The following is a 22,447-nucleotide window of genomic DNA, read 5'->3' on the forward strand; positions in this document are numbered from 1 at the left end:
TTTTCTTATTGAACTAACGTATCTGTTCGTTAAATGTAACTCTTCACATTTTACTTAATATTATAAAGGTGAATAGAAAGATACGTTATAATTTAGTTTAGTAGTTGTAAAAGTATGTTATTTATATTATTCTCTTATAATTTTTCAAAAAGGAGTGTTTATGAAAAAGATTATTGTTGTTGTATTAATGATATTTATATTATTCTTAGGATCCACAACACAAAGTTATGCACTGTCAGATTCGAAATCTGCGGCAATACAAGCGTTGCTAGATGATGCCTCTCGAATATCAGGTGTTCCAGGAATTTCAATCTCAATAATTGTCGATGATGAAGTGTTCTACTTTTCTTCAGGGTATGCTGACCGTGAAAAGGGGTTGACTGCAAGTGAAAATACACTCTATGAGTTAGCTTCTGTCAGTAAAGCTTTTACTGGTATGGGTATTATGCTGTTGGAAGAGCAAGGGCTGCTCTCAATGACGGACCCTGTGCAAAAATATTTACCTTGGTTTACGTTAAAGTATCAAGGAAAACCTGTTGATACGCAAAGCCTTACACTAAATAACTTTCTTCACCATACCAGTGGTCTAACAAATATTAGGCATACTCAAAATATTCCACAAGGCAATACACCGGATATGTTGCAAAAGACTGTGGAAATGCTCGTAGATGCTGAATTGGCGTTCCCTCCTGGTGAACAGTATAACTATGGAACCGTTAATTATGACGTATTGGGTTTGGTTATTGAGATTGTGTCGCAACAAAGCTATGAAGACTTTATGAAGGAACAAGTATTTCAGCCGTTAGGTCTTCACCAGACGTATGTTTATAAAGAAGATGCTCAAGCCACTGGACAGTTGGCACAAGGCTACCGTTCTTCCTTTTTTATGACAACTCCATTTAAAGCTCCGGATTATGCTGGGAACAAACCCGCAGGCTACATCATTTCTAATACAAAAGATATGGCACGTTGGATGGGCATACAGATGGGTATTGTGCAGGACATACCCGAAATATTTCACACGGTTATCGAAAAATCACATAGGGGTGATATGTCTGTCTCGGCTGTCAACGATATGTATTATGCGGCAGGCTGGTCGGTAAACGCCGACCAAACAATTATCGAACATACTGGGGGCAATCCAAATTTCCGAACCGAAGTAGCCATACTGCTAAATGACAGAACAGCCGTCTGCTTGCTGAGCAACGGCGCAAATACCAATATAAACTTGGTACTAAAAGTTAAAGATATATTAGACGGCAATCTAACTCAGTCATATGAAATAAGTGGCACACAGCTTTTGGATATCATTTTATCGTCTATCACTATTATTCTTTGCCTATTGGCTGTTCTGCTATTTTTCTTAGGATTACGAAAAAGGAAAACGAATAAGAGGCAGCCAATGACAAAAAAGAGGATAATCATAACAGTTATTTTCCTGATGGCTACGATTGTCCTTGGTATACTGTGCTATGCTATCGATTGGTCAACGATACTTATTTGGCAAACATATAGTATTCTTACAGCGTTGATTTCGTCAGCATTATTAACAGCCAGCATTACATGGTTTGTATACACTCACCGATAAAATACCTCGCTCCCAAGATAATCATAATGTTAAGTAATAAAATATAAAATTATCGGTATGCTTAATAAACCTGCTACTGCAGCAGAAATTGAAACTGCAACTGCAACATTTAAGTCTGCTACTGTAAGCATTGGGAATGGAAATACGGTCCTTTTACAAAGAAGTAGTATGGTACATGTTTTACAAAATCACCACCCACTTTATTGGACAGGATCAACTGGAAAAACTCTTTTTAATCCTAATATCAGAAACTAATTTATCTAAGAATAACATTGAATGGACCTTAGAAAAAATTATAAATAAACGAAATAACTTAGTGGTTATTTCTTCAAAAAATAGTATGAAAAGTCGGTTAAAAGGAGTTTGTGAAGAAAATGAATTCATTAATGAAGTAGTTGTAAGTGCACATGATTATCTTACTCTAAGAGAAAAAGATACTCGAACTCAGAATCTAAATGAAATGGTTGAAAAATACCCTCAGCTTAAGCAATTATTTAAAGAATAAAAATATGGCAGAAGCTTGAAGATGTACAATAAGCTACTATTAGTTTTCAGACTAATGGTAGCTTATTTAATTGTTAAGTTACAAAAAGGTCGTATCCTAGAAGTCTTTAAAGCAACAGAAAGCATTTAAATGGCTCGAAATGGCTTTATCTGGTGTTTTAAGTCGTTTAAAATCCACTCTTGAATGACATCTAAAAAACCTCCAAATATATGGAGGTTTTTAAACTATTTTATTTTACTTCAACTTGACCCATCATCCCATTTTCTTCATGTTCAAGGACATGGCAATGGAACATGTAAATGCCCTTATTATTGAACTTCACTGCTAATTTAACTGTTTGACCAGCTTCAACTGAAACAGTATCCTTCCACCCTTTTAAATTTAAAGGAGGTTCTTTCCCATCAATCGACACGATTTTAAATTGAGTGCCATGTATGTGGAAAGGATGTGTCATGCCACCCATCATATCAGGTTTATTATAAATTTCCCAAATTTCAGTATCTCCCTGTTTTTGAGTGAAATCAATGCGATTCATATCAAACTGTGAACCATTGATTGAAACCATTGTGCCCATACCAAAAAGTTCAAGTTTCTTTGTAACTGGTAAGGTTTTTTCCTCTTCCGTAACACCAAAATCATTTAATTTTTGTGCAATGTTACTTGTACTTGCAGCTTTTTGTTCAATTTTAAATGGTAAAAGGGTAATTCCTTCTTCATTTATTAATGCTATATCAGTTTTGTCATCCATCTTTGAAAAATCCACTATTACCTCTGCTCGCTCACCTGGTGTTAAGGTAATTTCTTTCATATCAGTTGGTTGATTTAAGAAACCTCCATCAGTAGCAATTTGTTGGAATGTAGCTCCATTATTCAATTTAAACGTATAATTACGAGCATTAGAACCGTTTAATAATCGAAGTCTTATTTTTTCTTTACCGACAGTAAGTTTAGGATTCACAGTACCATTAATTAACAAAGTATCTCCTATTGTACCATCCTCATTAAGGACTGCTTGATAATTTAATTGCTTTTCTTCAGTAAATTGTCTATCTTGGAATACTAACGGAAAATCATTCACACCATACTCATTCGGTAAATTGATTTTTTGCGAATTTTCATCATCAATATAAATTAAGCCAGCTAAACCTTTATATACTTGCTCTGCTGTAGCACCTTCTGGATGTGGATGGAACCACAGCGTAGATGCTCCTTGATTAACTGTAAAATTCACATCTTCTGTTACACCTGGCTCTAAGACTTGATGTGGACCGCCATCACCATTTCCGGGAATTTCTAATCCATGCCAGTGAAATGTTGTTGGTTCAGATAAAGCATTTTTAGTTCTAAACGTTACCGTTTGATCTTTATGAATACGAATGACTGGCCCTAAAAAAGAACCATTATATCCATATGTCTCTGTTTTAGTTCCCTTAAGGATTTCTGTCGTTCCTTGTTGAGCAGTAATATCAACAATTCCATTTTTAGGTTCAATAATAGGTGGAAGCGCAAGCTCATTTTCCCCAGTTGAATTATTTAATGCTAATGGATTGTTATGACTCGCATGACCATTTTCCATGCTATTATCTTTATTATCCATACCCTCCATGTTTTTCATTTCTTCATCACTCATATTGGAATGGTCCATACCAGACATAGTAGAATGGTCCATATTTGAATTATTATTAGATTCCGAATTACCCGCACTACATCCCCCCATTATAATAGCGCCTACCAATAATGAAGCAATCAAAAGTTTAGATTTCATTATGTTTCCTCCTTTTATTCTTTACATAGGCACTATAACAAAGAAGTATGGAGAAATTATGGATTTGTAATTAAATAAGACAAGTATTAACCACTCTATCTAAGAAAACTTTGATATGACTTTTTTTACTTCTTAACTTTCCAAATCAAAATGATAATTGACATTAATAAGATACTTATTACAATTTTTCCTATTAAATTTACTTGCATAAAACCATATACGGCTCCTGCTTCAAAGATTAAGGCTGGTATTTTTCCAATCGTACTAGCAAGCGCAAATGTGCCTAATGACACCTTAGAAAATGCACTAGTAAAAGTCACAAGACCTGATGACATAAAAGGTAAAATCCTTAAACTGACAATTATCCAAAATGCATCAGACCCTTCCAACTCCTTTAATTTTAAAAGTTTAGGGTGTAATACGAACGGTCTTTTCCATTTATTGATTCCTTTTCTATATAAAATAAAGCTAATAACTGCACCAAGTGATTCACCGATAATAGAAATCAACAAACCGTTGAATACGCCAAAAAACACAAGGTTAGTAGCTGTAACAAAAACACTTGGTAGTATACCTATAATACTAACCAAAGTATTTATCATTAAACTAACCAAAATTGCAAATAATCCAGATTGTTCAAGTAATTGAAGTAATTTTTCTTCCATGATTAAACGCTATCTTTTTTAACCTATTACTTGCATATAATGAACTATTGTTAATAAACAACAACTGCCTGTTCGCCTAATGCTTCATAGCTATTAAAAAATGCTCCCTTATCCAATGTTATCAATCCCTTACGTGGATCCATTACTTCCACAGTCGTATTTCCCACAGATAATAGTACCATTGTATGTAAATTTTGATACATTTGATGGTACTCACCTGCTTCTTCCATAATCCATCCCCCTTTAACCTTTGGTGGTGAGAGGTCCAATGTTACCCATATAATAACTGGTATTCCCTGTCTAATATAATTTGTTATTTCTTTTATTGTACTTCCACTACTATTTTTTGCATGTAAATCTAACTTTCTCTCGGTGATAAAATTATTAGCTGCTTTGACAATTGGTTCTGCAAAAACATATGTACCCGTTTCTAGATTGCTTGGCTCGCCGCCATATGCTTGATTAGGATTTGGCCCATACTTTTTTTTCATTTTGTATTCAAACGATTGTTTAGGTAAATAATTTTGATCCATTTCTAATTTAGATGTTTCTGCACCATAGTAATTAAGTACTGCTGTAAGAGTAGTTATTTCACACCCATTTGGTAATTCAGGATTTTGTAGAATTACAGGAACTCCAAATCCTTTATTATGATTTACTGCATATGTTTGCACTAATATGGATTGTGTAGATGACGTATACGTAAATTTTTTCTCTGTTAAATACATTCCTGTTGTAAAATTGTTTGGATTCCCTACTTTTACTGTATAGGTTTCATTCGGTTGCAAATTATTAAATTGAGCCTCACCTTTATTCAAACTAATTGTTGAATCTATTTCTTTCCCTTCTTCATTAAGTAACACCACATATAGATCATTAAGTGGATCTCCACTAAAAAATTCAACGGTTAACACTGTTATGGTATTCAAGTTTGTATTTTTATTTGTACAACCCTCTAAAATAACTGCTAATAATCCTAAAGTGAAAATAATTCCCCACTTTCTAATGCCCCATACCTCCTCCCGTTATTATTACATGATTCAAAATGAATATAACGAATAATTATGGAGAAATTATGGATTAAAATTAAAATGGATTTTTAGAATTTCTTCATAAAAAAAAGATGTTCCATTTGTCAAAATTGACTTGACTCGTCGAACATCTCTGAGTATTTAATTTTTACGGAGTAGATCATCACTTTCCGTTAGCCATTTATGAATTGTTATTTTTACACCAGAAGTAGAAGTGTAGTTAACCATATACACAGTTGTTTCTTCTGCGGAATTGATTCCTCTTCCATCTCCTTCATTTTGTCTTCGCTGCACATGCAATGTAACAATTTTTGAATTACCCAAAATTGACTTTAGTGATATTAAGAATCATTTTTTAGTCTGGTAGAATTAGTTCCATATAATTCTTTATATCTTGTTCTTTCATTTCTCCAGTGATTATTTTTTCTATTTTCCCCTCAGAATTAATAAGAATAGTCGTTGGTAATGGATTGATATTATATGCTTCCATTACACTTTTATTTTTATCTATTAAAACCGGAAAAGTTAGACCTTTTCGGTCAATATAATTTTGAACCACGAAGTCGGATTCTGCTATATTTATAGCTAATACCTGTATACCCTTTTCTTTATAATCATTATAATATCTATCTATAATTGGAAATTCTCTTTCGCAAGGTTTGCACCAAGTACCCCAAAAGTTTAAAAAGACACCTTGTCCTTTGTATTCTTCCAAATTATGTTTCTCACCATGCATATCAACTAGAGTAAAATTTGGAGCATCGTCCCCTATTTTTAATACTTCATTTTTATCTTGCGTTAAAGTTGTATAGACTGTGAAGAATATTGCCCCAAATAATATAATTAATATAATTGAACGCATAAGAAATCTTCTCTTTTTTTTATCCATAATGAAGTTAGGCTCCTTCCTCTCTTATATATGTAAAACTAGAAACCAGTAAACCCTCCAAAAATCGGTGTTAAAAACGCAATAATTTTAGTCATCATATCAAAGTATAATAAAACCCCCATCACAATCATTATTGCACCACCTATTTTCATAAACAGTCCATTTTTTCTTTGAAGAAACTTCATTTTTCCGATAAATAAAGACATTATTAGGAAAGGTATAGAAAAACCTAGCACATAAAATAGCATGTACAACATACCCTTCCCGGGATCAGACACGCCTAAAGCTATTACTCCTGCAAGAATTGGTCCAGTACAAGGTGTCCATCCAGCTGCAAAACCCATACCAATAAGTACCGAACCAAAATATCCTTTGGGCCTTTTTTTAAAATGAATCTTTTTTTCAGATTGTAAAATATCGATTTTAAAAAAACCTAGAATAACTAATCCAAAAAAGACCATGATAATTGCTCCAATTTGTCTTAGGAACTCTTTATACTGAATAAAAATCTGTCCGATAAAAGAAGTTGAAAAACCTAATGCCATAAAAATAATAGAAAAACCAAGTAAAAAAAGCAGGGTATGTATCAGAGATTTTCGCCTCAAAATCCCTTTTTCTTCTTTTAGTTCATTAAAGGATATTCCTGTTACATAAGATAGAAAAGCTGGATACAATGGTAATGAACAAGGTGATAAAAATGATAATAATCCAGCACCAAATGCAAGAAGTAAATTTAAATGCTCTAACAAATACGCTCACTCAACCTTTCTATAGTCCATTTGAAAATAAAGTATAGACTATAAATATGGAGAATATATGCATATGCAGCGTGATATAAGAATTAGAATTTTTTTGATAGCTTTCTAATTTTTCATTAATCTAAATAGGGATTAAAAATAAAAAATGAGCCGTGTTTCAACTTTAGAAACACAGCTCATTTATTATGCTAATTCTAAACATTGGAAAAATCTTTAATTATATTCCTAGTCTAAGGATTAAAGCATAATCTAACAAGAATATTAGACACGAATCATACATATATTGATTTTAGTATTTCATTAAAACTAAAATCTATTATTCTATTCATGATGGAATTATATTAAATTTTCTATAAAGATAGGATGATGACAATTATTGAAAAGTCGGTTCTTGCTATGGTTATTTTACGTGTATTGTCTGGGAGTATTGAAGTAAGTGCTGGATTGTTGATGCTAAAGTTAAATAATCTAGAAAAAGCATTTTATATTAATACAATGCTTGCTTTGGTTGGTCCAACAGTTTTAATCGTAACGACAGCAATTGCATTATTTGGACTAGCAGATAAAATACCTGTGACAAGAATCGTTTGCTTATTTACGGGTATAACACTTATTATTATTAGCTCACATATTAAATAAATATAAAATATTATTAAAATTCAGCAAAAGCATACAAGTGTCAGAATATGAGTTTGACGAAAAAATAATCTTCACAACCTTTTGGATCCAAGTTATCTTCTGTATCTTTATAGCATGGTTCCATTCATAATCTTTGTTAAACTCTTTTATGAATCACCTAACATGTTCATTAAATTACTGTAGCGTGTGACGACGCTGCTTTTTTTTATGTATAATTAGCCTTTATTTGCACAAATTTATATTGAGTGTATCGCACGCACTTATACGGTGGTGGCGTTGGTTGACCGTCACGACCTCCCTCAATAAGGGTTACATTATCTCAGTAACCCTTTTATAATTTCTATTCAGATCAGGTAGTTTTCTACTTTGGACTAACCTTAATTAAACCTTTACGACCACTAACCCTATTGGTAAAGATGTTCCTCTATCTTTGATTTTTTCTGTACTAGCTCATTCATATAGTTAAGGAACACCTATTTCCTCATAATTTTAAATCTCCTGCATCCTTCCCTATATATTATGGAATCTGCTTTTATTTATATATATCTTTAATCTACATGGTTTGCACAGCACGCAACATCAGAATGAACATCTTCTAAAACCGTATCAAACATTTCAAGAAGTTCGCGAATACGCTCATTTCTCAAACTATAGTAGCAATATTTTCCTTCATTACGACCAACAATAATGCCACACCCTTTTAAACAGGCTAAGTGTTGAGAGATATTAGACTGATTCCCCTTTAATTCCTCGACGATTTGAGATACTGTCTTCTCTTTCTCTTTGATACACTCTAAAATTTGAAGTCTTACCTTGTTTGAAAATCCATGAATTAGTTTAATTTTTAAGTCAATATTTTTTTCTGTCACAAAATCTCCTCCAATTCATATTAGACTTAGCTAATATGTTTTGATATGATCATATTCGATATCACTAATATGTGTGTCAAACATACTAGCACTACCTAATATGTCTGTCAAAAATTTTAAAAAAATATGGGTCTCTCTTCAGCTAATAAACGTAGGCATCCTCAAGTTAGATTTTTTACTGTCTGAAAAGGAATATTAGATTAAATTTGGGACAGGTTTCACAACTGGCTGGATACTTGTAATAATGGCTTTAGGGCTAACAAACCCTGATAAAGGCTTATTATACATACTTATTAATGTACTTGGTTTTTCAATTTCCTTTCTTAAGCTGTCTCAAATTACGTTTCTTCCAAAAAGAAGCCATTTATGATTATTGATTTTAATGGGATTTTATTATATTTTGACATGATGACAAAGATTATTGCGTGGGTCACTCCTATTTTCGGAGGGGACACAGGATTTTAGAAGTTCATACGCTCTGTAGAAAGGCTGGATGTAGCATTGAATAATACGTGGAACAAAATTATCTATAAAATTGGCTCTTCCTTTTACGATAAATTTTTTAATACAGGTACTTTTTTAAAGACTAGAAAGAGGATTTTTCAAGAAGTGCCTTTTCAGCGTAAACAAAAAATCCTCTATGTAGGTATTGGTACTGGGGCTGATTTAGAATTAATCAACTATGTTGATTATGATATAACTGCCATTGATTATTCTCCTGATATGCTAGCGAAAGCTCAACATAAATTCGAGCACTCTTCTATCAATTTTTTAGAAATGGATGCTCAAAAAATGTCTTTTGCAGATGAATCATTTGACTATATTGTAGCTAGTTTAATACTTTCTGTGGTTCCTAATGAAAATAAATGCTTTGAAGAGATGATAAGAGTTTTAAAGAAGGATGGTAGAATTCTTATCTTTGATAAATTTGCTCCTAAAAATCAAAAACTAACGCTAACAAAAAAATTGGTAAGGCCATTTATAAGTATGTTAGGAACAGATATTGGTAGAAGTTTTGAGGAGTTGTTTAAACAAAATGATCAAAGGCTCAGAATTATAAGAGATGAATCTGTTATGTTAAAGGGTATGTATAGATATATTGAAGTTCTTAAACTCTCTTAGCTAAGGGCATAGCTGAACTAGCAGTTAACGTTTTGGAGAAACTCATCAAGAAGCTCAAGCATCTTATCAAGAGTTTAAAAAACAACAATTAGCCAACTTGAATTGGCTGATTGTTGTCTTAGTAATTGAACAACCCTATAAATGTTAAATACCATGTACTATCGATTTAAGTCTCCCGTGATAAATTGTTACTCTATTTGTTTTTTCATGAGTTGTTTTGAAAAGTTAAAAAATCGAATTTCGCTAACAAATGTAGAACCTAATAAAAATACCCCTCCGATAATTTGCACTAGGGTCATTTGTTCTTGCAATATCATTGCAGAAATCAATATTGCTACAAAAGGATCGACATAACTTAGCATCGCAATACTCTGCCCTTTCAATTTTTCCATTCCCGAGAAAAATAACCAAAATCCAATCCCTGTATTAACGATACCTAAAATTAAAATAAAAGGAATAGATGCGCTTGATAATCCAAAAATCCCAAAGCCTTCTGTCAAAAAAACATACGGCAGCAGTAATAATGCAGTTGTTCCAAGTTGAATAATGGTCATCTCTAGCTTGTCCATCTCTTTAATAAATTTGTTTAAAAGTAACAATGCCGCATAAAACGCAGCTGCCATCAATCCAAAGGTAAGTCCAAGGAAATCATCTGATTCCGTTGCACTCACCCCTTCTCCTACAATCATTATCATACCGATAATTGCTATGACAATGCATATTATTTTCTTTATGGATAATTGTTCCCTAAGTACAACAGGTGAAAGAATCATTACAAATACTGGTGCAAAGTAATATCCTAGTGTGGCATTGGCAAGTGATGTGTGGTCGTAGGATTGATAGAGAAAAATCCAGTTTCCTCCCAATGCAACGCCTGAGAGAAACAAAAATAAAGCATTCGATTTCACTAAATTCCAGGATATTTTTTTCTTCATTATGGAGAAGATGAAGAATAAAAATAAGCATCCTAGTAAACTACTTAGTAAAGCTCTTTCACTCGCCGCTAAATCAATGTAACGTACAACTAAACCGATTGTGCCAAAAATAATCATTGATACGATAAATTGAAATTTAGATTTCATGGTCTACTCCCCTAACCTACCGCAATTTAATAGGAACTATTAGGTGCTTTTTCCGTCCTTTCCTTCCACTCCCTTTCAACTTGCTTTTGTAATGGGAATAGCATAGCATACTTATATGTATTACAAAATTGAATGTTTGTCATGCTACACATAACTAAATAGCATGCAAGGGGGATAGCGCAATGAATATCCAAAAATATATGGCCTTTGTCAAAGCAGTAGAATATGGGAGCTTTACAAGTGCTGCCGATGCATTAAACTATACACAGTCTGGTATCAGCCGTATGATCAACGATTTAGAATCAGAATGGGGAATTTCCCTTTTTGAACGAGGTCGTGCTGGAATCAGTTTAACATCCGATGGCTTAAAGTTACTGCCCCAATTACAACGTATATGTAATGAGCATGAAATGTTAATGATGCAGATCGAAGACTTACATGATATCCAATCAGGAATCATCCGAATTGGTACATTTTCTAGTGTAGCAACACATTGGCTACCTTATATGATCAAATTCTTTAAGCAGGATTATCCAGGGATTGATTTCGAGTTACTCTTAGGAGATTACACCGAAATCGAAAGCTGGATTATCGAAGGTAGGGTCGACTTTGGATTTTTGCGACTACCAACAAAAGCTAAAATGGAAACAATCTTTGTAGAGCAAGACCGTTTGTTGGTAGTCATTCATCAGGATCATCCTCTTGCTGATTGCGATAAATTTCCTATAAGTGAACTATTGACCAGTCCATTCATGCTTTTAGAAAAAGGCGCAAAAGCTGAAATCTCCGAAATTTTTGAGAAACATAATATCTCGCCGCACATTTCTTTTACAACATGGGACGACTATGCCATTATGTCAATGGTGGAAAACGGGTTGGGAATCAGTATATTACCTGAACTGATTTTAGAACGCATTCCGTACCAAATTATCGCGAAAGAGCTTGAGATCCCTGCTTTTCGAACTATTGGGATTGCGATGAGAGAGCAACAATCGCTGTCACTTGCAGCAAAGAGATTTATAGAATATTTATCCTATAGAAAGAGAAAAAAAGAAGTTTAGCTATTATTTTGCACACTATAAAAAGCGTATTCGAAAAAATCTCGAATACGCTGCATTAATCTTCCACCGCTTCTAAATAGCCTTGCTGTAAACATGTATCCGTCATAAACTGCTTTATCCCTGCATCAAATGACAATTTGATCGTGCTACTTGTGACCTCCAAAATTTTTCCCTCTCCAAACATCACATGCTTCACCTTTGAGCCAACGATTAACGCTGACTCCGTTGTAATTGTCTGATCATTACGGTATTGCTTCAATGCTTTCCTCGGACTTTTCGACGCTTTCTTTGGTAATTCCTGAGGTGAAACGATTTGCTTTAACGCCTTCATAAATATTGATGGCACCACACTTGCTTTAAAGCGCTTGCTGTACGAAATTAATTCCAAATGGCGAATTGCACGTGTGATACCGACATAAAAGAGTCTTGTTTCTTCCTCTATTGCTTCTTCCGTCTCAGTAGGTAAAATCCCATCAATTAAGTCAATCAAATACACACGATCAAATTCCAAGCCCTTTGAACTGTGTAAGGTTGTTAATGTAATGGCATTCATTTCATTTTTCAGATGAGATGTACGTGCTAAATTTTCAAGGTTCTTCAAACGACCCGCAAATTCAGTCATCGTCGACGTATGGCGAGCAATTAGTCCAAGTACATCCACAATATCTAGTAAATTTTCATAATTAAAACCGAGGTCCTCGCTCATTTTCTTTAAGGCACGCTCATAACCAAAGTCATAACGGATATGCTCTAGCATGGCTGTTGGTGTTGTTTGATCAAATTGAATGCTATCATACGTTTTGCGAATTCGCTTAATATATTCAGGCTGATAATCCTTTAATTCCACATGCTCTAGTAATAGTGAGAATACACAGCCATCCTCCGGTACTTTCTGCAGTGCCTTTAATTGTGTTGGTGTAATATAAGCATTCATTTTTCTGTAAACTTTTTCAAATATCGAGATATTTTTTGTATTGTACGCTAGACGCATGAAGTTCATTATATCCTCCACAACCCAATGCGTAAAAAAGCGAATGGTGGAATCTTTCATATAGAAAGGCAAGCCCGCTCTGTCTAACGCGTCCATAAGAGGAATGGCTGACGTATTATTTCGATATAAAACAGCCGTTGAGCCACGCTTAGACAAGCTTTTTAACTGATTCACTACATATTTGGCCTGTAAGCTGTAATTCTCTAGGATTTTAAACGAGATTGGCTCTGCTGCAGGATTTTGCGTAAACATTTGTTTGTTATATCGTTTTTTATTTCGCTGAATGAAAAGATTGGCTGGCTCTACAATCGAGGCAGATGAACGATAATTTTGTGTCATTAGTAAAACACGTGCCTCTGGATAAATCTTTTGGAAATTCAACAAATAATCTGGCTCTGCACCGCGCCAGCTATAAATGGCCTGATCCTCATCGGCAACGACGCATAAATTTTGATGGACAGCGACAAGCTTCTCGATGATCGCATGTTGAACAGGCGATGTATCCTGACTTTCATCCGTTAAATAAAAATCGTATCGACGCTGATATTGCGCCAACACCTCTCGATTTTTCGTAAAAATATCATTCGCCATTAACAGCATATCGTCAAAATCAATGAGCAATCGGTCACTAGCTGTGCGCTTATATTCCTCATAATGCTGTAAAATCTCGACTTTTCTTGGCACCTTTACTTCTGCAATTGCCCATTCCTGTTCTGGCAGCATTTTATTTTTGATGAACGTTATGTACGTCAGTAGCTCGTCTAACTGATCTTCCGTAATTTTGGAGCCATTTAATTGTTCAAAAATCTCACGAAGCACTCGTTTTTTTGACATTACACCAGGCCCGTCCGCTTCTTCGATAATCCCGTACGAAATGCCCTGACGTTCAAGTGTCTGCCGGACAACTTGAAATGCTAAACTATGAATCGTCGAAAAATCAACTGGTGGCAAATGCGGAAAAAACTTTGCAAAACGTGCCTTCATATCATTTGCTGATGCCTTACTAAACGTAACAGCCTTTATGCGAGCAGGCTTGACACCAAGCGCCTCGATCATATAGCCAATACGCATAATAATCGTCGTCGTTTTTCCTGAACCAGGAGATGCCAATAGTAGCAGCGGTCCATTCGTTTGCAATACGGCCTGCTTTTGCACATCATTTAGATAAACGCCAAGTGAACGCTCCTTTTCTTCAAAAAATGCTTTTTGCGCTCCATTCATATCAATTACTCCGTTCTAAAAAAATCTATTTTCTATTATACCAGATGATACTGATTAACTTCTTAAGAGCATTAAAAGCAACTAAGCTCGACTACTACTCATTCGAGTGATCTTAGCTGTTAAGGAAATTGTTTGCCTCTTCATCATTTTTAGATCTTATCAAAAACAAAAAAGCGTATATACAAAATGTACAACGCTTTTTAGTAGCTCGTTAGTGAAATTTTTTATTTGGCTATCCATTCATATTGAATATCAGCTAAATTTTCTTCATTTTCATGTCCTCTCCCTATGATTTTAAATCCATGTTTTTCATAAAATCGTTGGGCATTTTCATTAACCTCAAATGTGTATAAAGTTAATCGCCCTTTTGATTGTGCTTTTACTTTATCTAGTAATGTATGACCTATGCCCATCCCTTGATAGTCAATATGAATATATAGTTGGCTTATTTCTTCTTCGTTATAGGCAATCATGCCAACTACTTTTTCATCCATTAACGCTAAATCGATGTGAAACTGCTCAGCTAATAGATGATTTAAGAAATATACATGACTTTCAAAGGTATGAATTTCTTTTTGACCAATCGCCTGTTCCTTACTATCTCGCCACATAGCAACTGTTTGTTCAGCGTATTGGTGGGTATATTGCGTAATAATTATTTTGTGTTGGTTCACTACGATGCCTCCTTAAGCATAATGTAAAAAATAGATCTTATGAAAAATACTTGGTTGGATTCCTAAATCCTGATTGCATACGACTTTAGCAATGCAATATACTTTAAATCAAATATTTTACATTCAAGACTAAACCTATGTAGTTTGTATTTCCTCACATCTTCTGGAAAAATATAAGACATTCCTGTATGCTTCAATTTTTAATCGACTACAATAATTATTTTCTCGTCTTGTCAATGTCGTAATTCAAACAGCGTGATAGCCCTTTTATAAACCACCTGCTATCATTATCAATTACTTCCTACCCTAGTTTGAACCGTAGAATTAAATTTGGATAATTTTCATTCATACTATACTCCTTAATAAAGTAAAGCACATTACTTGAAGAATTAAATGTAAGTTCTACGGATAAAAAAACATCTTCCACTCACACTAATGGTGGAGGTGAGATGAAAATGGGAAATAATAAACATAAAAATAATAAAACGCAAGACAACAAAAAACAGCAGAATCAAAATCAAAATGCTAACAATGAGCGTAAAAACAGAGAAGAGTTTGCTGAAGAAGTAGATTTCAGTCAAATTCAAAATGAAAACAAACGTTAATCATACTATCATGTGAAGAAACCCTAATACTCACTTCAGTAAAGATGGGTATTGGGGCTATTTTTATAATCCATCTATTACAGCATTTTACGGCTCAAACCCAGCCTGACTTATATAAACATGATTTTCTGGAAAGATTTCAATAAATCGGTTGTATACTTTTTTTATTACATCTGGTCCATACCATTCTTCTAAACCAAGTTGGTCATATTTTTTCTCAATCTCAAGTTTTCTTGTGCGTTTTCCACCACTGCCATCTCCCATGAAGTAGTCATCTATACATATCCGATCGACGAGTTGCTTCAATTTCAAAGGAAAATATTCTCCACTTGGTAAAATGGGAGCGATAGCAACTTGGGTCGGTATGTCCGCAGCTGCTAATTTTTCCAATGTCTTAAAACGCGCTTGGATTGGAGGTGCCATTGGCGTAAAATGTTTACGTATCGTTTCCGAATCTGTCTCAATTGTCATACTTACCCGCACTTTTTCTTTAAATTGTCGCAGCAAATCAATATCTCGACTGACAAGTGGACTTCTCGTCTGTACAAATAAGAAATCAGGGGGATCCTCTAGCATAACCTCTAGTAAAGATCGCGTCACTTTTTCCTTATGCTCTATTGGCTGATACGGGTCTGTACTTGAGGACATAAAAATGGTTACAGGCCCTTTGGCTTTAGCACGATGAAGCTCCTTTTTTAATACATTCGCCGCACCGTTTTTAACATCGACCCAACTACCCCATTCTCCTTCTCGAAAAAGAGATACAGGCATTTGACGTACATAGCAATAAGAACATCCAAATGAACAGCCTGTATAAGGATTGAGCGAATGCGTATAGCCAGAAAGAAAGCCAGTTCCTTTATTCAAAATGGTTTTTGGATGCTTATAGAATAATTCGCTTTTCATACGAAACCTCCATTCCATGTAAAGCAAGTATTACGCATTGCTAGATGAACCTCGCTTTTCAAGTTCCAAGAGCAATTTCTTCATTGCTAATCCGCCCCGATAGCCTGTTAAAGAGCCATTCTTTCCTGTTACACGATGGCACGGTACAGTAAGTAACACTGGATTAGCCCCAATAGCCGCTCCAACAGCACGAACAGCTGCTGGTTTATTGATAGCATGGGCAATGTCTGAATAGGATTTCGTCTGCCCATAAGGAATTTCACAAAGTGCTTGCCAGACTGCTAGCTGAAATGGCGTACCTACGTACTCAAATGGGATAGTAAAGGTTTGCCTCTTTCCTGCTAGATACTGAATGATTTCATTGACATAGGGTTCAAGCTTTTCCTCATCTTCAACAAAAGGACTTCCTGGAAAGCGTTTCTTCGCCCATTCAAACATTTCCTCGATTGGTTTGTTCTGTGAACCAACAAACACAAGGCCCTTGGAGGTAGCAGCAATATAAAAATGCCAATCCTCAAACTTGAGTAAAGACCAAAAAAGGGTTGGTTTATTTTTTATTTCCATCATTCATTTCCTCCATTTTTCTCATTTGACGAAATTGCGCTGGGGTCTGACCTGTTTTCTTTTTAAATAAAGTAATAAAATAAGGCGCATTCGCCATACCCACACATAGGGCAATATCGCCTATTGCTTTATTCGTCTCAATCAAATACTTTTTAGCCGCGTGTACGCGAACTTGTTGTATATACTCAATGGGCGTCAAGCCTTTTATCTTTTTAAATGTTCGATGCATATGATAGGGACTCCCATGACAAATCATTGCTAATGATTCGAGCGTTAATTTTTCAGCGAAATTTTGATCAATGTATGCTGTGATAATATCAACCCACTCGCTATCAGGCAAATTTTCATTAGTAGGCTTGCAACGTTTACAAGGGCGAAAATTTGCGTGAAGTGCTTGTTCTGCTGTTGCAAAAATACATACATTCTCTTTTTTCGGAACGCGAGACTTACAGGATGGTTTACAGAATATCCCCGTTGACTTGACAGCATAAAAAAATTGATTGTTGTACGCTGTATCATTCGTGATAATGGCTTGCCATTTTTCATCTGTCATCATTTCTACATTATTTAAAATATCATTTTCATCATTCATAGGATCCAGCATTTATCTCACCTCTCCTTACAATATACTCCCTAAAAATTCACAATGTACAATTCTAGATATGGAATAGCAAGATATTGAAGTTTTTTTATTTAGAATCGTGAAAAATGATGCCAAGACCGTATCGTTCTCCAGCAGTAATCGTACTTACTCCATGACGAACCGTATGTTTATAATATCCCCTTTTCCCTAGAACAGGTCTATGGTTTGTAGGAAAGATGAGCGCACTGCCTTGATCTAACGTAATGACATGTCCCCTACTCTGAGCACGTGGAATTTGTTCCACTAGGAGGGATTCTCCACCAAAAAAGTCTTGTTCGCGTTGATTTAATACAAATACTACTTGAAACGGGAAAAACACATCGCCATATAAATCTTGATGCAAACAATTAAAGCCACCTGTTTCATACTTTAAGAGTAACGGTGTCGGTCTAGTTTGTTCAAATTCTTCACAAGTGTTCAAAAAATCTTGAAGCTGAGCTGGAAAATGTACTGTTTTCTTTAAATAACCTAACCATCGATTAGCTGTTTTGGCCAATTCTTGATAAAAGGACTCTCTTAAACTTTGGATAATTTCAGGCAATGGATAGGAAAAATATTTGTATTCCCCCTCCCCAAAGCGATACCTGGTCATATTAATGGTCGTTCTATATGGCTCTTCTGTACTATACAACCCTATTAAGAATTCACATTCCTCTTTTGTTAAAATTACTGGAAGCTTTGCAAATCCTTGCTTATCTAGTTCATGTTGAATGGAATCCCACTCCAAGCTGCCAACACGTGTTTGAATATCTTGGACCATTTTTATTCCCTCCTTAGCCTTCTTAATAACTAACACTATAACCTCATCAATAGAAAAAAATAAGGCGTTTAGAATGGAATAGCAAGATAACAAAATGAGTAAAGCTACTTTTATGATAAAGTAAACTAACAAACTGTGTAGTTGAAAAGGAGAATGAAAAAGTGATATGGCATGACGTTGACGATGTGATGATCATTACCTTACCAGCAAATTTTGATATGAATGCAAATCTAGGCTATTTAACAAGAGAAAAAAATGAATGCCTGTATGAAATAGAGAACAATATCATCACAAAAGTGATAGCCATTGGAGAAATGCAGTCTTTAGTACAGATAAGCGTAATCGATAATCAACAAATGGTTGTTCAATTCCTAAATGGTTCTAGGCCTATTGAAAAGAGGGAGCGGGAAAAAATTGCAACATATATAATTGAATGGTTTGATCTTGATAACGATTTAACGCCATTTTATGAAATGGCAAATACAGATCCATTACTTAAAATACCTGCCCAAAAATTCTATGGATTACGAGTTATCGGCATTCCCGATTTATTTGAAGCGTTATGCTGGGGCGTTTTAGGGCAACAAATCAACCTTGCCTTTGCCTACTCTTTAAAGAGACAATTTGTAGAAAGCTTTGGCGATTCTATCGAATGGAATGGTAAAAAGTATTGGGTATTCCCTCCATACGAACGAATTGCACAGTTAGAACCTACTGACCTAGCAGCTATTAAAATGACGGTTAAAAAAAGTGAATATATCATTGGCATTGCAAGATTAATGGCATGCGGAGAATTATCGAAGGAACAATTAATGAAAATGAATTTTAAAGAGGCAGAAAAAAGCTTAATCAAAATACGAGGAATCGGACCTTGGACAGCCAATTACGTGCTAATGCGCTGCCTACGGTTTCAGACAGCTTTTCCAATCGATGATGTAGGTCTGATTAATTCAATAAAAACATTACGTAATATGAACCAAAAGCCTACGAAAGAGGAAATTTTAGCGCTCTCGATACCATGGAAAAACTGGGAATCCTACGCTACCTTCTATTTATGGCGTGTTCTTTACTAAATATCATCACCTTGATTTGAGCATGTTTTGAAAAAATGAACCAAAACATGCTCTTACGTAGGTATGTTTTATGCTTCTACAAAAGCACAATGATGATGAACAATCGCAATGGACACAGAATTCTTATAGCTGTAATTCTTTAATACAATCCATGGTTGTTTTTATAAACTCTTTGACAGCGGGAAGGGGTTGCTTCTTTGAGCGAGTAATAATGCTTATTTCTCGGAAAGGTTCGGGTAAGAGAGGTTTTACAATGGTACCTGCTAAATTATAGGGTAAAGCTAGTTCTGGTATGATTGTAATGCCTAATCCTTCACGTACCATTGCAATGATTGTTTGATTTTCTTCCACATTAAACTCTATGTTTGGGGATACCTCTTGTTCCTGTAAAAACTTCTTAACACTCACTTCACATCCTAGCTGAGGCATAATAAAAGCCTCCCCTTGAAGTTCTTCCGCCTTTACTTGTTCATTGATGGCAAGATGATGATGAATCGGTACGATTGCTACTAATCTATCTCTTACTATGGTGGTAGCCTCCAAATGATCCATAGGGTTACTTAAAGATGTAAAACCTATATCCACTTTCCCCTCTTCTACCCAACGTGTAATTTGGTCATAGCTCCCCTCATAAAAGTTTATTTCAATTCCCTTAAACTCTCCTTTAAACTGTGATATGATCGTTGGCAACACTTTGGAGGCAAAACTTGAAAAGCTGCCAATATTTATTTTTCCGTTTTGTATTCCTAAAATAGAAGCGGCTTCTTGTTTAATGCTTTCTGCTTCGGATAAGATATTTCTCATATTGTTGATGATACGTTCTCCACTATCTGTTAACGAGATGCCATTTCTTCCTCTATTCAAAAGTTTAATACCGAGTTCTGACTCTAATGAAGCGATATTATGGCTTATGCCCGATTGTGTCATCGCCAATATTTCTCCTGCTTTTGTGAAATTCCCAATATCGACTACTTTGACGAATATTTCTATTTGCAAAAGGTTCACAAGCTAACCTCCGTATAAGATTTAACTTTCCATTCGACTTCCTCATGTTGATAATCAAAAACATGAATTTTACTTATCAATTCTATCATACTACAATAATCGTAGAATGAAGGAGGAGATAGCAATGAAGAAAATGGTAGAGTTTTTTTATGTGGATGCATTCACAACAGAAACGTTTGGAGGAAATCCAGCTGGCGTCATACCTCATGCAGAAAATTTAACAGATGAGGAAATGCTAAACATAGCCAATGAATTAAACCTTTCGGAAACGGCCTTTCTTTTACCATCAACAAATGACAATGCAGATTATCAAATAAAATATTTTACTCCTACAAAAGAAGTTGACTTTTGCGGTCACGCTACGTTAGGTACAGCATGGTTAATGGCTAATAAGTACAATTGGATTGATAAGGACGAGAAAATAATCTTTGAATCAAACATTGGACTAATTCCTGTAAAATGGATTACGGAAAACAATCACTTAAAGAGCGTGTCCATGACTCAAGTACGTCCCCATGTAAAAAGTATAGACATTAGCCCTGAAGTCGTTGCGGACCTTGTGGGTTTAGAGGAAACGGACATTGATGATCGATACCCGATAAAAATAGCGAACACAGGTGTCCCACATCTTATGGTTCCCGTTAAAACACGTCAAGCAATTGATCAAGCAGAACCTAAATTAAATGAGCTTAAAAAGATGAACAATCATTTTAACATATCAACCACTCACCTCTTTACCTTTGACACCAATGGGGAATTTGATATTTATACAAGAGATTTTTGCCCAAATATAGGGATTGATGAAGATCCAGTTACAGGGGCAGCAAACGGTGCATTAGGTGGTTATTTATATCTAGAAAATATACTAGCTCCACAAGAAAAACATCAATTAGTAATTGGGCAAGGACATACGATTAATAGACCTGGGACTCTTTATGTCACGATCACTCCTGATGGGGAGAATGCTGTTATTGAAGTAGCAGGAGCAGCAGTTGTTTCAATAGAAGGAAAAATACTTTTATAATACTTTTTTTCTGAATTTTCTGTGTTAATTATCATCATAAAATAAACTTCTCTAAATTCTTCACTTAAATTTAGAGAAGTTTTATTTATGGCAAATAAAGTGGTTAGTTTAATGCATTTAAATGCGTTTTTAAGTATTGCAAAAATGGTTGCTCCATGAGATCGGTTTTTCGAGAGCAAATAAATAAACTTTGCTGAATAGCTGCCTGCTCAACATACACTTGAGCAAGTTTCCCGTTTGCTATACTTTCATCTACACTATAGGACGGAGCTAAAGTCATGCCGTACCCCGCTTCCACTACTTTTATGGATTCGTGTAAGCCCTGCATTTGAAGCCCTAATTTAGGTAATGGCGCATTAAATGTGTAAAAAATGGACTCCAATAAATCGAGTGTCGAGCTACCATGTTCCCGATAAATAAAGTCCTCGTTCGATAATTCATAGATGGAGACAGTTTGATTTGATAGAGGATGTGAAGGATGGACTATAAACCAAAACGGGATATCCAACACCTTTTCAAATTGTAAATCTTCATGACCAAATTTACTTTGAACGACAAAGCCAAAATCTACTTCATAATTCAGAACTTGCTCCTCCACAGATTGAACATTGCCTAACGATACAAAAAATTCAATTTGAGGATGCGCAAGCTTGTATTTAGCGATGATAGGCGGAAGTATATAATTAATAGGGATGTAAGAGGACGCAATATGTATTTTGTCTTCCTTTGCTAAAAACTTACCAAGCTTCTCATCGATTTGTGCTTCTAAGTAAAATAAACGCATGCCTTGCTCGTATAAAAACTTCCCCTCTGGCGTTAATTGAATTCCACGCCCTTTACCTTCAATCAATTTTGCCCCTATTTCATTCTCTAATTTTCGAATTTGTATGGTAACAGCAGGTTGACTTAGTAGCATACTATTCGCCGCTGCAGTAATTCCCCCAAGCTTGGCTACATTCGTAAAGATCCTCAATGCATGTAAATTCATTCCATTCCAACCTTTCTAT

Annotated in this window: 24 protein-coding genes; 8 read left to right on the top strand and 16 right to left on the bottom strand. The window is 35.0% G+C overall.

What is annotated here, in order from left to right; all coding sequences use genetic code 11:
* Nucleotides 1-160 precede the first annotated feature (160 nt).
* Together C7B89_RS10100 and C7B89_RS10105 are read left to right on the top strand one after the other, a co-directional pair.
* Complete coding sequence (locus C7B89_RS10100; RefSeq protein WP_115673632.1) at nucleotides 161-1,588, top strand: serine hydrolase domain-containing protein; 1,428 nt, start codon at nucleotides 161-163, stop codon at nucleotides 1,586-1,588.
* A 175-nt stretch (nucleotides 1,589-1,763) separates the two neighbouring features.
* Nucleotides 1,764-2,093: a hypothetical protein gene (locus tag C7B89_RS10105; protein WP_115673633.1), complete on the top strand. Its 330-nt coding sequence runs from the start codon at nucleotides 1,764-1,766 to the stop codon at nucleotides 2,091-2,093.
* Nucleotides 2,094-2,322: 229 nt separating this feature from the next.
* Here the strand turns inward: C7B89_RS10105 and C7B89_RS10110 are convergent, their stop codons facing one another.
* From C7B89_RS10110 to C7B89_RS10135, 6 genes are all read right to left on the bottom strand, one after another.
* Nucleotides 2,323-3,858: a multicopper oxidase family protein gene (locus C7B89_RS10110; protein WP_115673634.1), complete on the bottom strand. Its 1,536-nt coding sequence runs from the start codon at nucleotides 3,856-3,858 to the stop codon at nucleotides 2,323-2,325.
* A 125-nt stretch (nucleotides 3,859-3,983) separates the two neighbouring features.
* Complete coding sequence (locus tag C7B89_RS10115; RefSeq protein WP_115673635.1) at nucleotides 3,984-4,523, bottom strand: TVP38/TMEM64 family protein; 540 nt, start codon at nucleotides 4,521-4,523, stop codon at nucleotides 3,984-3,986.
* A 50-nt stretch (nucleotides 4,524-4,573) separates the two neighbouring features.
* The gene (locus tag C7B89_RS10120) at nucleotides 4,574-5,452 is read right to left on the bottom strand and encodes a C39 family peptidase (protein ID WP_054550203.1); all 879 of its coding nucleotides are present in this window, start codon (nucleotides 5,450-5,452) and stop codon (nucleotides 4,574-4,576) included.
* 243 nt (nucleotides 5,453-5,695) lie between these two features.
* Nucleotides 5,696-5,848, bottom strand: coding sequence for a DUF1541 domain-containing protein (locus tag C7B89_RS10125; protein WP_425269281.1), 153 nt, complete (start codon nucleotides 5,846-5,848; stop codon nucleotides 5,696-5,698).
* Between the two features lie 61 nt (nucleotides 5,849-5,909).
* Nucleotides 5,910-6,443, bottom strand: coding sequence for a thiol-disulfide oxidoreductase ResA (gene resA, locus C7B89_RS10130; RefSeq protein WP_115673636.1), 534 nt, complete (start codon nucleotides 6,441-6,443; stop codon nucleotides 5,910-5,912).
* A gap of 38 nt (nucleotides 6,444-6,481) precedes the next feature.
* A complete protein-coding gene (locus C7B89_RS10135; RefSeq protein ID WP_112118605.1) occupies nucleotides 6,482-7,192 on the bottom strand; it encodes a cytochrome c biogenesis CcdA family protein in 711 nt (236 codons plus the stop codon).
* Nucleotides 7,193-7,564: 372 nt separating this feature from the next.
* Between C7B89_RS10135 and C7B89_RS10140 the strand changes: the two genes are divergently transcribed.
* Complete coding sequence (locus C7B89_RS10140) at nucleotides 7,565-7,840, top strand: YqhV family protein (protein ID WP_048395961.1); 276 nt, start codon at nucleotides 7,565-7,567, stop codon at nucleotides 7,838-7,840.
* Nucleotides 7,841-8,388: 548 nt separating this feature from the next.
* Here the strand turns inward: C7B89_RS10140 and C7B89_RS10145 are convergent.
* Nucleotides 8,389-8,709, bottom strand: a complete 321-nt coding sequence (locus tag C7B89_RS10145; RefSeq protein ID WP_048392987.1) for an ArsR/SmtB family transcription factor — start codon at nucleotides 8,707-8,709, stop codon at nucleotides 8,389-8,391.
* Nucleotides 8,710-9,210: 501 nt separating this feature from the next.
* Here C7B89_RS10145 and C7B89_RS10150 point away from each other — a divergent pair.
* A complete protein-coding gene (locus C7B89_RS10150; protein ID WP_048392989.1) occupies nucleotides 9,211-9,831 on the top strand; it encodes a class I SAM-dependent methyltransferase in 621 nt (206 codons plus the stop codon).
* A gap of 188 nt (nucleotides 9,832-10,019) precedes the next feature.
* Here the strand turns inward: C7B89_RS10150 and C7B89_RS10155 are convergent, their stop codons facing one another.
* A complete protein-coding gene (locus C7B89_RS10155; RefSeq protein WP_054550207.1) occupies nucleotides 10,020-10,913 on the bottom strand; it encodes a DMT family transporter in 894 nt (297 codons plus the stop codon).
* A gap of 182 nt (nucleotides 10,914-11,095) precedes the next feature.
* Here C7B89_RS10155 and C7B89_RS10160 point away from each other — a divergent pair, with 182 nt between their 5' ends.
* Complete coding sequence (locus C7B89_RS10160) at nucleotides 11,096-11,974, top strand: LysR family transcriptional regulator (RefSeq protein WP_054550208.1); 879 nt, start codon at nucleotides 11,096-11,098, stop codon at nucleotides 11,972-11,974.
* Between the two features lie 55 nt (nucleotides 11,975-12,029).
* Here C7B89_RS10160 and C7B89_RS10165 read toward each other — a convergent pair whose 3' ends face one another.
* Entirely contained in the window at nucleotides 12,030-14,186 is a 2,157-nt protein-coding gene (locus C7B89_RS10165) for an ATP-dependent helicase (RefSeq protein ID WP_115673637.1), read from the bottom strand.
* 224 nt (nucleotides 14,187-14,410) lie between these two features.
* Nucleotides 14,411-14,860, bottom strand: coding sequence for a GNAT family N-acetyltransferase (locus tag C7B89_RS10170; RefSeq protein ID WP_115673638.1), 450 nt, complete (start codon nucleotides 14,858-14,860; stop codon nucleotides 14,411-14,413).
* A 455-nt stretch (nucleotides 14,861-15,315) separates the two neighbouring features.
* Here C7B89_RS10170 and C7B89_RS23045 point away from each other — a divergent pair, with 455 nt between their 5' ends.
* Nucleotides 15,316-15,465 carry a hypothetical protein gene (locus tag C7B89_RS23045; RefSeq protein ID WP_016992948.1) on the top strand — a complete coding sequence of 50 codons (150 nt, stop codon included), beginning with the start codon at nucleotides 15,316-15,318 and terminating at the stop codon, nucleotides 15,463-15,465.
* An 87-nt stretch (nucleotides 15,466-15,552) separates the two neighbouring features.
* On the opposite strand, the gene C7B89_RS10175 is transcribed toward C7B89_RS23045, so the two are convergent.
* From C7B89_RS10175 to C7B89_RS10190, 4 genes are all read right to left on the bottom strand, one after another.
* Nucleotides 15,553-16,371, bottom strand: coding sequence for an SPL family radical SAM protein (locus C7B89_RS10175; RefSeq protein WP_054550211.1), 819 nt, complete (start codon nucleotides 16,369-16,371; stop codon nucleotides 15,553-15,555).
* A gap of 30 nt (nucleotides 16,372-16,401) precedes the next feature.
* Nucleotides 16,402-16,935 (bottom strand): methylated-DNA--[protein]-cysteine S-methyltransferase, encoded by a 534-nt coding sequence (adaB, locus tag C7B89_RS10180; protein ID WP_054550483.1) that lies wholly within the window; start codon nucleotides 16,933-16,935, stop codon nucleotides 16,402-16,404.
* Nucleotides 16,919-17,539 (bottom strand): bifunctional transcriptional activator/DNA repair enzyme AdaA, encoded by a 621-nt coding sequence (locus C7B89_RS10185; RefSeq protein ID WP_054550212.1) that lies wholly within the window; start codon nucleotides 17,537-17,539, stop codon nucleotides 16,919-16,921. Before C7B89_RS10185 ends, adaB begins: the two co-directional genes overlap by 17 nt.
* A gap of 85 nt (nucleotides 17,540-17,624) precedes the next feature.
* A complete protein-coding gene (locus C7B89_RS10190) occupies nucleotides 17,625-18,338 on the bottom strand; it encodes a 2OG-Fe(II) oxygenase (RefSeq protein ID WP_054550213.1) in 714 nt (237 codons plus the stop codon).
* 161 nt (nucleotides 18,339-18,499) lie between these two features.
* On the opposite strand from C7B89_RS10190, the gene C7B89_RS10195 reads away from it, so the two are divergent.
* Nucleotides 18,500-19,411, top strand: coding sequence for a DNA glycosylase (locus tag C7B89_RS10195; protein WP_054550214.1), 912 nt, complete (start codon nucleotides 18,500-18,502; stop codon nucleotides 19,409-19,411).
* A 123-nt stretch (nucleotides 19,412-19,534) separates the two neighbouring features.
* On the opposite strand, the gene C7B89_RS10200 is transcribed toward C7B89_RS10195, so the two are convergent.
* Nucleotides 19,535-20,416, bottom strand: coding sequence for a LysR family transcriptional regulator (locus C7B89_RS10200; RefSeq protein ID WP_115673639.1), 882 nt, complete (start codon nucleotides 20,414-20,416; stop codon nucleotides 19,535-19,537).
* Nucleotides 20,417-20,540: 124 nt separating this feature from the next.
* On the opposite strand from C7B89_RS10200, the gene C7B89_RS10205 reads away from it, so the two are divergent.
* Entirely contained in the window at nucleotides 20,541-21,440 is a 900-nt protein-coding gene (locus tag C7B89_RS10205) for a PhzF family phenazine biosynthesis protein (RefSeq protein ID WP_115673640.1), read from the top strand.
* A gap of 103 nt (nucleotides 21,441-21,543) precedes the next feature.
* Here C7B89_RS10205 and C7B89_RS10210 read toward each other — a convergent pair whose 3' ends face one another.
* The gene (locus C7B89_RS10210; protein ID WP_115673641.1) at nucleotides 21,544-22,428 is read right to left on the bottom strand and encodes a LysR family transcriptional regulator; all 885 of its coding nucleotides are present in this window, start codon (nucleotides 22,426-22,428) and stop codon (nucleotides 21,544-21,546) included.
* Nucleotides 22,429-22,447: the final 19 nt, after the last annotated feature.

It is taken from the genome of Lysinibacillus capsici, assembly GCF_003367505.1.
In the GTDB taxonomy this organism is placed as follows: domain Bacteria; phylum Bacillota; class Bacilli; order Bacillales_A; family Planococcaceae; genus Lysinibacillus; species Lysinibacillus capsici.

Excerpts from the sequence above, each read along its gene's own strand:
- C7B89_RS10100 (WP_115673632.1), top strand. The coding sequence starts at position 161 with ATGAAAAAGATTATTGTTGTTGTATTAATGATATTTATATTATTCTTA.
- C7B89_RS10105 (WP_115673633.1), top strand. The coding sequence starts at position 1,764 with ATGTTTTACAAAATCACCACCCACTTTATTGGACAGGATCAACTGGAA.
- C7B89_RS10110 (WP_115673634.1), bottom strand. The coding sequence starts at position 3,858 with ATGAAATCTAAACTTTTGATTGCTTCATTATTGGTAGGCGCTATTATA.
- C7B89_RS10115 (WP_115673635.1), bottom strand. The coding sequence starts at position 4,523 with ATGGAAGAAAAATTACTTCAATTACTTGAACAATCTGGATTATTTGCA.
- resA (WP_115673636.1), bottom strand. The coding sequence starts at position 6,443 with ATGGATAAAAAAAAGAGAAGATTTCTTATGCGTTCAATTATATTAATT.
- C7B89_RS10140 (WP_048395961.1), top strand. The coding sequence starts at position 7,565 with ATGATGACAATTATTGAAAAGTCGGTTCTTGCTATGGTTATTTTACGT.
- C7B89_RS10155 (WP_054550207.1), bottom strand. The coding sequence starts at position 10,913 with ATGAAATCTAAATTTCAATTTATCGTATCAATGATTATTTTTGGCACA.
- C7B89_RS10160 (WP_054550208.1), top strand. The coding sequence starts at position 11,096 with ATGAATATCCAAAAATATATGGCCTTTGTCAAAGCAGTAGAATATGGG.
- C7B89_RS10165 (WP_115673637.1), bottom strand. The coding sequence starts at position 14,186 with ATGAATGGAGCGCAAAAAGCATTTTTTGAAGAAAAGGAGCGTTCACTT.
- C7B89_RS23045 (WP_016992948.1), top strand. The coding sequence starts at position 15,316 with ATGGGAAATAATAAACATAAAAATAATAAAACGCAAGACAACAAAAAA.
- C7B89_RS10175 (WP_054550211.1), bottom strand. The coding sequence starts at position 16,371 with ATGAAAAGCGAATTATTCTATAAGCATCCAAAAACCATTTTGAATAAA.
- adaB (WP_054550483.1), bottom strand. The coding sequence starts at position 16,935 with ATGGAAATAAAAAATAAACCAACCCTTTTTTGGTCTTTACTCAAGTTT.
- C7B89_RS10185 (WP_054550212.1), bottom strand. The coding sequence starts at position 17,539 with ATGCTGGATCCTATGAATGATGAAAATGATATTTTAAATAATGTAGAA.
- C7B89_RS10190 (WP_054550213.1), bottom strand. The coding sequence starts at position 18,338 with ATGGTCCAAGATATTCAAACACGTGTTGGCAGCTTGGAGTGGGATTCC.
- C7B89_RS10205 (WP_115673640.1), top strand. The coding sequence starts at position 20,541 with ATGAAGAAAATGGTAGAGTTTTTTTATGTGGATGCATTCACAACAGAA.
- C7B89_RS10210 (WP_115673641.1), bottom strand. The coding sequence starts at position 22,428 with ATGAATTTACATGCATTGAGGATCTTTACGAATGTAGCCAAGCTTGGG.